The 14,129-nt window shown below is 51.4% G+C and carries 12 protein-coding genes; 9 read left to right on the forward strand and 3 right to left on the reverse strand.

Annotation, left to right across the window (positions count from 1 at the left end):
• Positions 1 to 54: 54 nt before the first annotated feature.
• From malG to malE, 3 genes are all read right to left on the reverse strand, one after another.
• Positions 55 to 945 carry a maltose ABC transporter permease MalG gene (gene malG / locus J1781_RS17440; RefSeq protein WP_095923608.1) on the reverse strand — a complete coding sequence of 297 codons (891 nt, stop codon included), beginning with the start codon at positions 943 to 945 and terminating at the stop codon, positions 55 to 57.
• Positions 946 to 958: 13 nt separating this feature from the next.
• Positions 959 to 2,518, reverse strand: a complete 1,560-nt coding sequence (gene malF / locus J1781_RS17445; protein WP_217233952.1) for a maltose ABC transporter permease MalF — start codon at positions 2,516 to 2,518, stop codon at positions 959 to 961.
• A 71-nt stretch (positions 2,519 to 2,589) separates the two neighbouring features.
• Positions 2,590 to 3,789 carry a maltose/maltodextrin ABC transporter substrate-binding protein MalE gene (gene malE, locus J1781_RS17450; protein ID WP_217233953.1) on the reverse strand — a complete coding sequence of 400 codons (1,200 nt, stop codon included), beginning with the start codon at positions 3,787 to 3,789 and terminating at the stop codon, positions 2,590 to 2,592.
• A 366-nt stretch (positions 3,790 to 4,155) separates the two neighbouring features.
• On the opposite strand from malE, the gene malK reads away from it, so the two are divergent.
• The 9 genes from malK to J1781_RS17495 all read left to right on the forward strand — a co-directional run bounded on the left by malK (position 4,156) and on the right by J1781_RS17495 (position 14,007).
• Positions 4,156 to 5,265 carry a maltose/maltodextrin ABC transporter ATP-binding protein MalK gene (gene malK / locus J1781_RS17455; RefSeq protein ID WP_129954443.1) on the forward strand — a complete coding sequence of 370 codons (1,110 nt, stop codon included), beginning with the start codon at positions 4,156 to 4,158 and terminating at the stop codon, positions 5,263 to 5,265.
• A gap of 26 nt (positions 5,266 to 5,291) precedes the next feature.
• Positions 5,292 to 6,590, forward strand: coding sequence for a maltoporin (locus tag J1781_RS17460; RefSeq protein WP_217219290.1), 1,299 nt, complete (start codon positions 5,292 to 5,294; stop codon positions 6,588 to 6,590).
• Between the two features lie 229 nt (positions 6,591 to 6,819).
• Positions 6,820 to 7,716: a maltose operon protein MalM gene (malM, locus tag J1781_RS17465; protein ID WP_217233954.1), complete on the forward strand. Its 897-nt coding sequence runs from the start codon at positions 6,820 to 6,822 to the stop codon at positions 7,714 to 7,716.
• A gap of 168 nt (positions 7,717 to 7,884) precedes the next feature.
• Complete coding sequence (locus J1781_RS17470; protein WP_217233955.1) at positions 7,885 to 8,724, forward strand: AraC family transcriptional regulator; 840 nt, start codon at positions 7,885 to 7,887, stop codon at positions 8,722 to 8,724.
• 51 nt (positions 8,725 to 8,775) lie between these two features.
• Positions 8,776 to 9,213, forward strand: coding sequence for a DUF2000 domain-containing protein (locus J1781_RS17475; RefSeq protein WP_217219288.1), 438 nt, complete (start codon positions 8,776 to 8,778; stop codon positions 9,211 to 9,213).
• A 70-nt stretch (positions 9,214 to 9,283) separates the two neighbouring features.
• Complete coding sequence (locus J1781_RS17480) at positions 9,284 to 9,982, forward strand: acid phosphatase (protein ID WP_217219287.1); 699 nt, start codon at positions 9,284 to 9,286, stop codon at positions 9,980 to 9,982.
• Between the two features lie 63 nt (positions 9,983 to 10,045).
• Positions 10,046 to 10,531, forward strand: coding sequence for a methylated-DNA--[protein]-cysteine S-methyltransferase (locus tag J1781_RS17485; RefSeq protein WP_129954454.1), 486 nt, complete (start codon positions 10,046 to 10,048; stop codon positions 10,529 to 10,531).
• A 113-nt stretch (positions 10,532 to 10,644) separates the two neighbouring features.
• A complete protein-coding gene (gdhA, locus tag J1781_RS17490; RefSeq protein ID WP_217233956.1) occupies positions 10,645 to 11,988 on the forward strand; it encodes an NADP-specific glutamate dehydrogenase in 1,344 nt (447 codons plus the stop codon).
• Between the two features lie 534 nt (positions 11,989 to 12,522).
• Positions 12,523 to 14,007 carry an anti-phage protein gene (locus J1781_RS17495; protein WP_217233957.1) on the forward strand — a complete coding sequence of 495 codons (1,485 nt, stop codon included), beginning with the start codon at positions 12,523 to 12,525 and terminating at the stop codon, positions 14,005 to 14,007.
• Positions 14,008 to 14,129 lie beyond the last annotated feature (122 nt).

The raw sequence follows: 14,129 nt of genomic DNA on the forward strand, positions 1-14,129 counted from the left end.
CCGCCCAAGACACAGGTAATTGATCAAGTATTACAAAGCGCATTAGCCTTACCGTTAACCTTTCACTCCCCCTGCCGTTAAGCCGCCCACCAGCCAGCGTTGAGCAATCAGGAACACTGCCGTAATCGGAATGGCAGACAGAATCGCCGCCGCGGCAAAGTCACCCCACAGATAATTTTGCGGATTCAGATATTGCTGCATGCCGACCGCCAGCGTGTAGCTGTTGACGTCTCGCAGCAGTAACGATGCCACCGGCACTTCGGTAATAGCCGCGATGAACGACAGAATGAACACCACCGCCAGAATCGGTACAGACAGCGGCAAAAGCACCAGACGGAATGCCTGCCACGGGCTGGCACCATCCAGCGCGGCCGCTTCTTCCAGCGAACCGTCGATGGTTTCGAAATAACCTTTGATGGTCCAGACGTGCAGGGCGATACCGCCCATATAGGCAAATATGACACCGCCATGCGTATTCAGCCCCAGAAACGGCACGTACATGCCGAGACGGTCAAACAGGGCATATAACGCCACCAGTGACAGCACCGCCGGGAACATCTGGAAAATCAGCATCCCTTTGAGCAGCGAACTTTTACCGCGGAATTTCATGCGGGCAAAAGCGTAGGCGCAGGTGGTAGAAAGCGCGACGATGCCGACAGCGGTAATCCCGGCGATCTTGATCGAGTTCCATAACCATAACATCACCGGGAATGGCGGCGGCGTGATGCTGCCGTCGCTGTTGGTGACCGCGATGCCGAGCGCCAGTTTCCAGTGATCCCACGACACCTGATCCGGGATCAGACTGCCGGTGGCAAAGTTACCCGGGCGCAGCGAAATGGCGAATACCATCAGCAACGGGAACAGGATCAGCGCCAGAAAACACAGCAGTAAAAGGTGCGTCACCAGCAATCTGACTTTCTGCGACTTAGGTTTAACCATGGGCATTGTCTGTTTCTCCTTAGTCGAATTTCATGCGTGAGGCTTTCAGGTTCACGATAGCCAGCGCACCCACCAGCAGGAAGATCAGCGTGGCAATTGCTGCCGCCAGCCCGAAGTCCTGCCCGCCGCCGCCTTCAAAGGCGATGCGATAGGTGTAGCTGACCAGCAAATCGGTATGACCCGCTGGCGTAGTGGTGCCGAGCATGTCCGGCCCGCCGTTAGTCAGTAACTGGATCAGTACGAAGTTATTAAAGTTAAAGGCAAAGCTGGCGATCATCAGCGGTGTCAGCGGCTTAATGAGCAAAGGCAGCGTGATGCGGAAGAAGTTCTGCATCGGCGTGGCGCCGTCCATTGCCGAAGCTTCATAAAGATCGTCAGGAATGGCTTTCAGCAGGCCCATACACAGGATCATCATGTACGGATAACCGAGCCAGGTGTTGACGATAATGATCATGCTTTTGGCGGTCCACGGATCGCTGAACCATGCCGGTTTGATACCAAACAGCGCGCTGAGCATCAGGTTTATTTCACCGAAGCTCTGATTGAATAACCCTTTGAAAATAAGAATCGAAATAAATGCGGGAACGGCATAAGGCAGGATCAGCAGGATGCGGTAAGCGGCTTTGCCTTTCAGTTCCTCCCACTGTACGACGCAGGCCAGCACCATGCCGACGGCGACGGTCAGGATCACGGTCAGCAGGGCAAAAACAACGGTCCAGACGAAAATCGACAGGAAGGGTTTCTGGATCCCTTCATCATGCAATACGCGCAGGAAGTTGCCCCAGCCGATGCCGACGGTAAAGCCCGGGCTGAGTTGTTCGGCCTGCCATTCGCCCTGAGCGTTTACTGCCTGATAGAAGCCGGTTTTTGTGTTCGGGCGGTAGATTGTGCCGGTTTCAACGTTAGTCAGCTGCTTTTCATCGTCGCCCAGTTTGTACAGCGACTGAGTGCCGGAGAACTGGCGCAGTGAACTCATGCGCAGCGTTTCGCCGTCGGGTAATTTCGCCGAGAGCTGACCCAGCGCCGCACGGTTTTGTGTCACCACGCGCAGACCGGCTTTTTCCGTCGAAGGGGCAGTCTGTGGAAGCATCTCCAGCGTTTGTGGCGCGGAAGCGTTAAAGGCAAAAGGTGGCGAAACCAGCGTTTCACTGTTATCCGCTGAAGTCAGTGCCAGCTGCCATTTATCACCGGCAGACTTTTCACCAGCAGGGAAGAGCGCAAAATTCAGCGCTTTTCCGCCCTGAAATTGACGGTCCATCAGCACCGACTGAGCACGTTCAAACGTCAGCTGGTTGGTGCTGCTGTAGTTGGTGAACGCAATCGCGATGGTGCAGACCAGCGGGAACAGCACAAATAAAGACATCCCGGCGAGGCCAGGATAGACATAGCGCCACGAATAGGCGCGGCGGTTGCCGTAAATGTATAAACCGACGCTGGAAAGAATCAGGGTCAGAACGGCAAAAAGGGTTTCGCCCTGCGCATACATCAGCACGATCAGATAACCGGTAAAGCAGGCGAGCAGGGCGATGACCAGCCATTTGAACGCATTGCTGAACGGCCGTTTTTTGGCTCTTGGCATAAGGACAATCCTTGTGGTGGCGGTGCGGAACCCGTAAGTCCCGCACCGTTCATTAAGCTAATGCTTCGGCATTACTTGGTAATGCGTGTTTCTACGTCTTTCAGTGCTTGCGGAACAGTCTGGCGGCCATTCACCGCATTGATGATGGCGCTGCGTTCTGCATACCAGAAGGCGCTCATCTGCGGGATGTTAGGCATGATTTCGCCGTTTTTGGAGTTAGCCATAGTGGCGGCGATGCGCGGATCTTTCTCCAGTTGTTCCTGATACGTTTTCAGTGCCACAGCGCCCAGCGGTTTATCTTTATTCACCACCGCCAGACCTTCGTCGGTGATCAGATAGTTTTCCAGGAACTCTTTCGCCAGTTCTTTATTCGGGCTGGCGGCGTTGATACCCGCAGTCAGTACGCCAACGAACGGTTTAGACGGTTTGCCGTGGAAGCTTGGCAGCAGCGTCACGCCGTAGTTGATTTTGCTCTTGTCGAGGTTTGACCAGGCCCACGGACCGTCGATAGTCATCGCGGTCTGGCCTTTGTTGAAGGCGGCTTCGGCGATGGAATAATCGGTATCGGCGTTGATGTGTTTGTTTTTCACCAGATCGATGATGAATTGCAGGCCAGCCTGTGAACCTGCGTTATTCACGCCGGTGTCTTTAATGTTGTATTTGCCGTTTTCATACTTGAACGCATAACCGCCGTCAGCGGCGATGATTGGCCAGGTGAAGTACGGTTCCTGCAAGTTCCACATGATGGCACTCTTGCCTTTGGCGCGCAGTTCTTTGTCCAGTGCCGGGATTTCTTCCCAGGTTTTTGGCGCTTCTTTAATGATGTCTTTGTTGTAAATCAGTGACAGCGCCTCAACCGCGACCGGATAGCCGATCAGCTTGCCGTTGAAGGTCACTGCATCCCAGGTGAACGGGAACAGTTTGTCTTTGAAGGTTTTATCCGGGCTGATTTCAGCCAGCAGGCCAGACTGTGCGTAACCACCGAAACGGTCGTGCGCCCAGAAGATAATGTCGGGGCCGTCGCCGGTCGCCGCCACTTGCGGATATTTTTCTTCCAGCTTGTCCGGATGTTCTACCGTCACTTTAATGCCGGTATCTTTTTCAAATTTCTTACCGACTTCCGCCAGGCCGTTATAGCCCTTGTCACCGTTAATCCAGATGACCAGTTTCCCTTCTTCTATTTTGGCGAACGCGGAAGATGACAGCACCAGCGTAGCCAGCGCCGAGAGTGCCAGTGTGTGTTTAACAATCTTCTTAATGCTGAGGGTCATAATCCAATCCTTTTGTAGTCGGTTTTTTTATCGTCTGAGACGGAAAAGACAGGGTACGACGCCAGTGTGGATTCAACCTGTCGGCGCTTCATCATCCCCCTCTCTACGCCCCCGTCTCTCAGAATGTGATCCCGCCGACACTCTCAGGCGTTATGTGGCTCATCACTCAAAATTATGCTTCGTTTTTTGCCATTCAGATCACGAATTTGATTTTTGGTATGAACTTTCATCCGTTTACGGGAAACCGTCATCCTCCCTGCTCCTCCCCCATGAAAAACTTTGTTACGGATGATTACGATAACCGGCTAATCCTTCACTCTCCGTTGCATCGAGTTTTCTCGCTGGCAACAAGTACAGGAGTTCAGGATGGCGAGCGTTTCCCTTAACAGCGTGTACAAAGCCTTTGGCGATACCGTGATTTCCAGTGATATCAATCTGGAAATAGAAGAAGGCGAGTTTGTTGTGTTTGTCGGGCCGTCCGGCTGTGGTAAATCCACGCTGCTACGCATGATTGCTGGTCTGGAAGACATCACGTCCGGTGAACTAAAGATTGGCGATAAACGCATGAACGAAGTACCGCCCGCCGATCGTGGCATTGGCATGGTGTTCCAGTCTTATGCGCTTTATCCGCACCTGTCCGTGGCAGAAAACATGTCTTTTGGCCTGAAGCTGGCCGGTGCGAAAAAAACCGAGATCAGCCAGCGGGTGAATCAGGTATCCGAAGTGTTGCAATTGGCGCACTTGCTGGACCGACGCCCGAAAGCGCTTTCCGGCGGACAACGTCAGCGCGTGGCGATTGGCCGTACGCTGGTTGCCGAGCCGACAGTTTTTCTGCTTGACGAGCCCCTTTCTAACTTAGATGCCGCGCTGCGTGTGCAGATGCGCATTGAAATTTCACGCCTGCATAAGCGCCTGAAACGCACCATGATTTATGTGACTCACGATCAGGTCGAAGCGATGACGCTGGCCGATAAAATCGTGGTGCTCGATGCCGGACATATCGCTCAGGTCGGTAAGCCGCTCGGGCTGTATCACTATCCTGCCAACCGCTTTGTCGCCGGTTTTATCGGCTCTCCAAAAATGAATTTCCTGCCGGTGAAAGTCACCGGTGCTGAACCTGCACGTGTGCAGGTCGAGTTGCCAAACCGCCAGCAAGTCTGGCTGCCGGTGGAGGGGACCAACGTTAACGTCGGCAGCAACCTGTCACTGGGTATCCGCCCTGAACATCTTCTGCCAAGCGACGTCGCTGAAGTGACGCTTTCCGGCGAAGTGCAGGTTGTCGAGCAACTGGGTAACGAAACACAGATCCACATCCAAATTCCGGCAATTCGTCAGAACCTGGTGTACCGCCAGAACGACGTGGTGCTGGTAGAAGAAGGTGCAACATTCGCCATTGGTTTGCCGCCACACCGCTGTCATCTGTTCCGCGAGGATGGCACTGCATGTCGCCGGTTACACCCAGAACCTGGTGTTTGAAAGCACGCGATCCCCTACAGGAGAAAATGATGATCACAATGCGTAGTTCTTCCCTGGCGCTGGCAGTGGCTGCTGGCATCCTTTCTACACAAGCAATGGCGGTAGATTTCACCGGTTATGCCCGTTCGGGTATTGGCTGGACCGGCAGCGGCGGCGAACAGCAATGTTTCAAAGCAACCGGTGCAGACAGCAAATACCGTCTTGGTAACGAATGCGAGACGTATGCAGAGTTGAAACTGGGTCAGGAAGTGTGGAAAGAAGGGGATAAGAGCTTCTATTTCGACACCAACGTGGCGTATTCCGTCTCTCAACAGAACGACTGGGAGTCAACCGATCCGGCTTTCCGCGAAGCCAACGTGAAGGGTAAGAACCTGATCGAATGGCTGCCGGGCTCCACCCTCTGGGCGGGTAAGCGTTTCTACCAACGTCATGATGTTCACATGATCGACTTCTACTACTGGGATATTTCAGGTCCTGGTGCGGGTCTGGAAGATATCGATCTGGGCTTCGGTAAATTGTCTCTGGCTGCAACCCGTAATACCGAAAGCGGCGGTTCATACGGTTATATTGCCGACCAGCGTAACGAAGTGCCAACCTCCAACGACGTGTTCGACGTGCGTCTGGCGGGTCTGCAAACTAACCCGGGCGGCGTACTGGAGTTAGGGGTGGATTATGGTCGTGCCAATGCGCGTGACGGTTATTCACTGGCGGATGATGCCACCAAAGACGGTTTCCTGGTCACTGCGGAACATACGCAAAGCATTTACAACGGCTACAATAAATTCGTTCTGCAATATGCTTCTGACTCCATGACCGATCCGGGTCAGGGCACGGCAAACGGCCACTCTAATGGCGCAGCCATCAATAACAACGGCAGCATGGTGCGCGTTCTCGATCACGGTGCTATCGACTTCAACGACACCTGGAGCCTGATGTACGTGGCAATGTATCAGGACGTTGATCGTGATAACAACAACGGCACCACCTGGTATACCGTCGGTGTCCGTCCGATGTACAAATGGACCCCGATCATGAGTACCTTGCTGGAAGTGGGTTACGACAACGTGAAATCTCAGCGTACCGGCGACAAAAATGGTCAGTACAAAGTCACCCTGGCGCAACAATGGCAGGCTGGCGACAGCATCTGGTCACGTCCGGCCATCCGCGTGTTTGCCACTTATGCGAACTGGGATGAAAAATGGGGTTACGACACCGATACCGGCACAAACAATGGCTTAGCGATGAATGATACCAGCACCCGTACCTTCAGCCGTGGTAATGACGATGAAGTGACCTTCGGCGCCCAAATGGAAATCTGGTGGTAAATTTTTCCTTCCTCCTTCGCGCTGCCGATGCGTTGGCTGCGCGTCCTCGCCCCGGTCACGTAGTTGTCTACGCTCCCGGGGACTTGGACGCTTGCCGCCTTCCGGCAACCCGAAAGAGTTTGGAAAAATGGCAATCTAAGCTTTAAAAATCGCAGTAAAGAAGATGTGCTGGCTGGCGGATTGTCGCTGATGACCGCCAGCCTTCATGGTGATTTCAAAGGAACCAATAATGAAAAAGAATCTGCTGTCACTGTGTCTGTCGCTGAGCCTGTTGGCTGCTGTCCCTGCGGGAGTGAATGCTGCGCAAAATGATGCGAATACGGCACCGGCTATTTCCAGCCAGACCTTACGCAACCTTTCATGGACGCCGCTGGTTCCGCCAGTGACGCAGGATGTCACGCTGGGCACGTCCAGCGCTGAAATTAATCAGGGTGAAATTCAGGGTGCTGTCGGGGCTTTCGCATTACCTGCTGACCGTGGCTCGCTTGAAATCACACTGACCAGTATCGCGACCGGTAAAACCGTGTATGCGCCGAATGTTCTGGTGCTGGATGAGCAGATGCGTCCGGCGGCATTTTATCCTTCCAGCTATTTCCCGTATCAGAAACCAGGGATCGTGTCGAGTGACCGTCTGGAAGGCACACTGAAACTGACGCCGGCGTTGGGTCAGAAACAAATTTATTTGCTGGTGTACACCACCCGTCAGGATCTGGCAGACACTACGCAGATGGTCAACCCGGCGAAAGCCTTTGCGGCAGGGGTAGGTAATGCGGTGCCGGATATCCCGGATCCGATTGCCCGTCACACGCCAACCGGCACGCTGAGCCTGAAAGTGACCGCTGAGCAAAAAACCGGCAACGTGATGATCGGCCAGATCTTCCCGTCATCCGCACCTGCAGCGGCAGCACCGGTCGTCGTCGGCAGCACACAGGCTCCTACACCTGCGGCAGCCCCGGCAAAACCGTCTGAGCCAATGCTCAGTGATTCCGAAACTTACTTTAACGACGCGATTAAGAAAGCAGTGAAAGCAGGGGACGTTGATAAAGCCCTGAAACTGCTGGACGAAGCTGAACGTCTGGGTTCCAAAACCGCCCGTAAAACCTTTATTGAAAGCGTGAAGCACTAAGCTTTTCAGCGCATCCCCCGAGAAGAAGCTGGCAGTTTTTGTTAGCGCCTCCCCCTGCGAAGGGGGAGAAAACCGCCCAAGCCCGGTCATCCCGATACCCGTTTGCCTTCATTTCTTTTTCTCCCTTCTATTTGTTACCCTGTTGTTAATTCATTCAGCGGGGGATTTATGGTGTCTGCAAACTGGGTCGATTTATCGAAAGATAAAGACAGCGGGATCGAGACGATCCACGCCCATTTCGAAGGCCATGCTTACGATCCTCACTGGCATGACAGTTATTTGGTCGGTGTCACCCAGTACGGTTTGCAGCAGTTCAGCTGCCGCCGCCAGAAGCACCGGAGCCTGCCGGGTAAAGTGTTTATGCTCGAACCAGGCGAAATTCATGACGGCGATGCCGTGCAGCCCGGCGGTTTCACCTATCACATGTTGTATCTCGATCCGCAATGGCTGTGCCGTGAACTGGCGGCACGGCGTGATTCCCTTTCTTCGGCCGGTGATCCGAGTTTCGAAAATACCTTAGCGCAGGATCCGCAACTGGCACTGGCGACGTCGCAGGCATTTCAGGCGCTGCATGGTAAAGACCTGCGCATCGTGCGTCAGACTGCGCTCGACGGGCTGCTCAGTGCGCTGGGCGGTCATCTCACCTGGCAGCCGCCGCGCTCACAAGGCGTTGCACCGTGGTCACGGGTGGCGCATCAGGCACGGGAATATCTGCATGCCCATCTGCACGAAGATATCGGTCTTGAGCAACTGGCGGCAGCGACCGGCGAAAGCCGTTTTGTAGTCAGCCGTGCGTTTAAAGCTGAATTTGGACTACCGCCGCATGCCTACCTTATTCAGCTGAAACTGACCCGTGCCCGCGAAGGTCTGGCGCGGGGACACACACCGGCAGCGGTGGCGGCGGATTTAGGCTTTGCCGATCAGAGCCATCTCGGGCGCTGGTTCCGCCGTGCATATCAGCTAACGCCTGCGCATTACCGGCGTTTATGCACAAATCTTCCAGATTGAGAAAAAGCGACAGGCTAAGCTCGGCACTCAACTGAACCGGAGCCTGTCATCATGAATACGTCTGCAACAATTCTGCCCCCGTCCCCGGAACGCTGTGTGATTGTGATCAATCAGCAACTTGCCGCCGGACACGCCGCCAATGCCGCCGCCGTACTGGCCCTGACGCTCGGGCAACGCCATCCGTCGCTGGTAGGCGCACCATTGGTTGATGCCGATAACCGCGAGCATCCGGGGCTGATCCCGATTGGTATCAGCGTGCTGGTTGCCGACAGCGAACAGCTCACGCAACTCCATCAGCACCTGCTTAATGACGACGAAATGGATGGTATTATTTTCCCGGTCGGGGGACAGCAGACCACTGATTATGCTGCCTTTCGCGAAGCGGTGTCTGTTGTACCGACGGACAATCTGCAACTGCTGGGTATCGCGCTGGCGGGCAAAAAGAAAGTGGTGCGTAAGCTGACCGGCAAACTCGCTTTGCTCGGCTGACGCCTGTCATTTAAGTGTCACACTTGTTCTCTACTCTCCTGATATTCAAACTAATATCAGGAGTTTTCCCGTGCGCAAGACCCTCGTTGCTCTGCTGCTTTTCACCCTCGGTTCCACGTTTGCCGTCCAGGCCGCTGACGAAGCCAAACCCTTTATCACCAGCCAGGAACTGGATCTGACCAAATATCTGCCTGCGCCACCGGCGGATGATTCGGCGCAGACCCAAGCGGAGCTGAAAGAATTGCTCCAAATTCAGGCCACCCGCACGCCGGAGCAGGAAAAAGCGGCGATTGCTGATGCTGAGGAAAACGTCTGGCGTTTTGCCGATGTGATGGGGCCGGACTTCGATGCTGCAAAACTGCCGAAAACCGCGGCACTGTTTGATCGTATTGTTGCGACCGAAGATGTGGTGGACGATCACGCCAAGAAAGCCTTTAACCGCCCGCGTCCTTACATGCTGGATGAACAGATCCATCCGCTGCTGAAAAAATCCAAATCCGGCTCATGGCCTTCCGGTCATTCGACTATCGGTTACCTGATGGCGACCGTGCTCGGTGAAATGGTGCCGGAAAAACGTAATGCGCTGTTTACCCGTGCAGCCGGTTATGCCGAAAACCGTCTGGTGGCTGGTTTCCATTACCGTTCTGATACCGTCATGAGCCGCACCGGTGCTGCGCTGATTGCCCAGAAAATGGAAGAGCAACCGGATTTCAAAACCGAATTCGACGCGGCGAAAGCGGAAGTTCGTGCACAGCTTGGTCTGAAATAATTTTCGTCAGTTCCTGCCTTTCCGGTAAAGTATGGGGCGTAAAACTTGCAAAGGAAGGGACTGATGGAATACAGATTCAAGCGGATGGCATCACCGGTCGGGTTACTTACACTGGCGGCGAAAGGCGACAAGCTGACCGCCATTTTGTGGGAATGTGAAATCGACGGACGCGTGCCTTTGGGCACGATGCTGGAAGACCCTGCGTTTCCGATTCTGCTGAAAACCGAACAACAGCTGAACGAGTACTTTGCGGGTGAACGTACACGTTTTGAGCTGGATCTTGATTTCACCGGCACCGAATTCCAGAAAGAAGTCTGGGCGGCGTTGCTGGAAATTCCTTTTGGTGAGACGCGCAGCTACGGCGAAATCGCCCGACGCATCGGTCGCCCGAAAGCGGTTCGCGCCGTGGGTGCTGCCAATGGTCGCAATCCGATTTCTATCGTTGCGCCCTGTCACCGGGTAATCGGTTCTTCCGGCAAATTAACCGGCTTTGCCGGCGGACTGGAGAACAAGTTGTTGTTACTGAAGCTGGAAGGCCGTAAATCGTAAGGTTTTTATTGGGGAATAAATTGCTTGATGTCCGCTTGTTAGTCGATGCATAGTCAAAAAATAAGCAGTAAATAAAAAAAGACAACATCACCTACAGACGGAGTTTTAAATCAATGGATCAGATTCAATCCCTCGGACAGTTTTTATCCTCAGTCCAGCAACGCGACCCGCATCAGGTCGAATTCTCTCAGGCCGTACGTGAAGTCATGACCACGCTATGGCCTTTCCTCGAACAAAATCCACAATACCGCCGTTCTGCATTGCTGGAACGTCTGGTTGAGCCGGAACGTGTCATTCAGTTTCGCATCGCGTGGGTGGATGACAAAAACCAGGTGCAGGTCAACCGTGGCTGGCGTGTGCAGTTCAGTTCAGCCATCGGCCCCTATAAGGGCGGGATGCGTTTCCACCCGTCGGTCAATTTATCGATTCTCAAATTCCTCGGCTTCGAGCAAACCTTCAAAAATGCGCTGACCACGTTACCGATGGGCGGTGGCAAGGGCGGCAGCGATTTCAATCCGAAAGGCAAAAGCGAAGGCGAGATCATGCGTTTCTGTCAGGCGCTGATGCTGGAACTTTACCGCCATCTGGGGCCGGATACGGACGTGCCTGCGGGCGATATCGGCGTCGGCGGGCGTGAAGTCGGATATATGGCGGGGATGATGAAAAAGCTCTCCAACAATACCGCCAGTGTTTTCACCGGCAAAGGCTTGTCGTTCGGTGGCAGTCTGATCCGCCCGGAAGCGACCGGTTACGGGCTGATCTACTTCACCGAATCGATGCTCAGACGTCATGGCCTGGATTTCGAAGGCATGCGCGTGGCGGTGTCCGGTTCCGGCAACGTCGCGCAATATGCCATTGAAAAAGCCATGTCACTGGGCGCACGCGTGATCACCGCATCTGATTCCAACGGCACCGTGGTTGACGAAGCCGGGTTCACCCCGGAAAAACTGGCACTGCTGACGGAAATCAAAGCCAGCCGCGACGGTCGCGTGGCAGATTATGCACAGAAACTCGGGCTGACGTATCTCGAAGGCCAGCAACCGTGGAATGTGCCGGTGGATATCGCATTGCCTTGCGCCACGCAAAATGAGCTGGATGCATCAGCGGCGCGTGTGTTGATCGCCAACGGCGTGAAAGCGGTGGCCGAAGGTGCGAATATGCCGACGACAATTGAAGCGACTGATCTGTTCACCGATGTCGGTGTGCTGTTCGCGCCGGGTAAAGCGGCGAATGCGGGTGGCGTAGCGACCTCGGGACTGGAGATGGCGCAGAACGCCGCGCGTCTGAGCTGGAAAGCCGATGAAGTCGATGCGCGTTTGCGCCACATCATGCTGGATATTCACCAGTCGTGCGTCGAGTACGGCGGCGGAAGCCAGCAGACGCAGTATGTGCGTGGGGCGAATATTGCGGGCTTCGTCAAAGTGGCAGATGCCATGCTGGCGCAGGGCGTGCTGTAAGCCAGAGTGTCACCTGAAGGACAATGAATTTAGCCAATAAAAAAAGCCGACTTGAAAAAGTCGGCTTAATCATATGATTTTAAATCTAAAATTTGGTGGCCCTTGCTGGACTTGAACCAGCGACCAAGCGATTATGAGTATCACCTCAACCCGAGTAAAATCATATATTTATTTTAATAAACAAGGACATGGTTGGTCGATGATTGCCATGAAATGCCTGAAGTGTTTATCTCAATCGCCATTTTATCGCCATTGATTTCCTAATTTTTAAAAACGATGCTCAATGTCAGTTGTGGCATTCTAGGAAGTGTAGGGTAACTAAAATACAGCTAAAATTTATGTTGTAACTTTTTAAGATGTAAGATATTTGCGCAGGCCACACATCCATAACACTAGATACCTCTATTTTCGAGTGAGAAGTTTGAGGATTGAAAACGGGAAATGGTTATGATTGAGGTTCCTGTTGAGCCAGATATTTAAATTGTGATTTACTATTGATAAACATAATGATTGCACACTAAACAGGAGGTTTTCTTGGATTTTGAGCATTACTATAAAACAATGGGATTCGATGCTTACCCATTTTCAGTTTACACTGCAGAATCTGAACTAGATAAAGCGGAGAGCATTTATAAAAAACCCTCAAACCATTCGGTGATTGATGAGGCTCTGAATGGTTGTTCTGTAATTATAACAGGAGAAAGAGGAACAGGGAAAACTGCTCTTAATCTTGATATAATGAGACGCAAAAAATCTGATAACACGTTAATCGTTCGCATTGATGAATTTTCCAAGCTTGATGAGGAATTTGATCATGAGCAGCTATATGAATTTATAACTGCACAGATTTCTGGAGCATTTTTTAAAATAATGAGTCTAAATCCCACAGCTTTCTGGAAATATAGCAGTGATGAACGTAAATATTTATCAATGTACTTACATCTATATGTCCCAGCATCTACAAAAAGCCAGCTTCGCGGTCAAATAAAAAAGATTCAGCATGGGATATCGAAGCGAACAGCAATTTGGTTTTATAATTCTTCAAGAATTATATTGAATTACGGTTTAAAAGCAGCCACTAAAATAGTCAGTGACTCTCTCACTAAACACTTCTCTGCATTACCAGAGTTTGACTCTGGAGATTCTGAATATTTTAAGAGATTAGATGCTGAGATTGATGACTCATTTACTCCAGAAGATCGTAGCTATTATTTGTTAGAGAAGCTTTGCGAACTAATAGGAAAGGCCAAAATAAATGATATAATAGTTTCCATCGATAAGATTGATGAAGATCCTAGGTTTAGAAATGATGCGGAACGTATATCTAAATTCGTTGGTGGTATTGCTTCTAATAATAAAATTATCATAAATGGTGGTTTTAAGGTTGTACTGTTTGTTTGGTCAACTCCATTTAATATGATTAAATCAAATACTAGAACTCAAAAAATAGTACTTCAACCATTATCTTGGTCTAGACGAGAATTAAAAGAAGTTGCAGATAAAAGGATTTCTGCATTTTCCAACGGTAAATTGGATGACTTAAAACTGCTTTTTGATAGCAATGCGGAAATTTGTATTAATCGTATTATTGAGATGTCGAATGAAAATCCTCGAGATTTGTGGCATATATTGCATCAGGCGTTGGTTTCTCAGTTTGAACTTGATAGTTCTAAAAAAATTACCACAGATGCGATAAATGCTGGTATCGATAAATTTGTTAAAGAATTTAATTACTATGAGTATTATCCGCGCAAATCAAATGCACGAGCAGATTCAATGGATATATATTCATTTGCAAAACATTTGATCAAATTAGACTCTGATGAATTTACAAAAAACATGCTTAATGAGAAGGCCGGTACTGGTGGCTCAACAAATAAGTATGTTGTTTCAATGGTAAGCATGGGCTTGATCAGAATAAAAAAGAAAATAGAACAAGGTGTAGTTATTTATGAGATCAAAGATCCTAAGATTCGTTATGCTCGTCAGGATAATATAGATATATCTACTCAGTCTTGATGATATTAGATATGCAGATGGGGTATGTTTTTTTCATAAGGGTTGCTCCGGTAGCCCTGTTTAATTATATAAAAATGATTGCTGCCTTAATTATGGAGGGATTTTTTTATCTATTTAATTCA

This window comes from Rahnella perminowiae (genome assembly GCF_019049695.1).
Lineage (GTDB): Bacteria > Pseudomonadota > Gammaproteobacteria > Enterobacterales > Enterobacteriaceae > Rahnella > Rahnella perminowiae.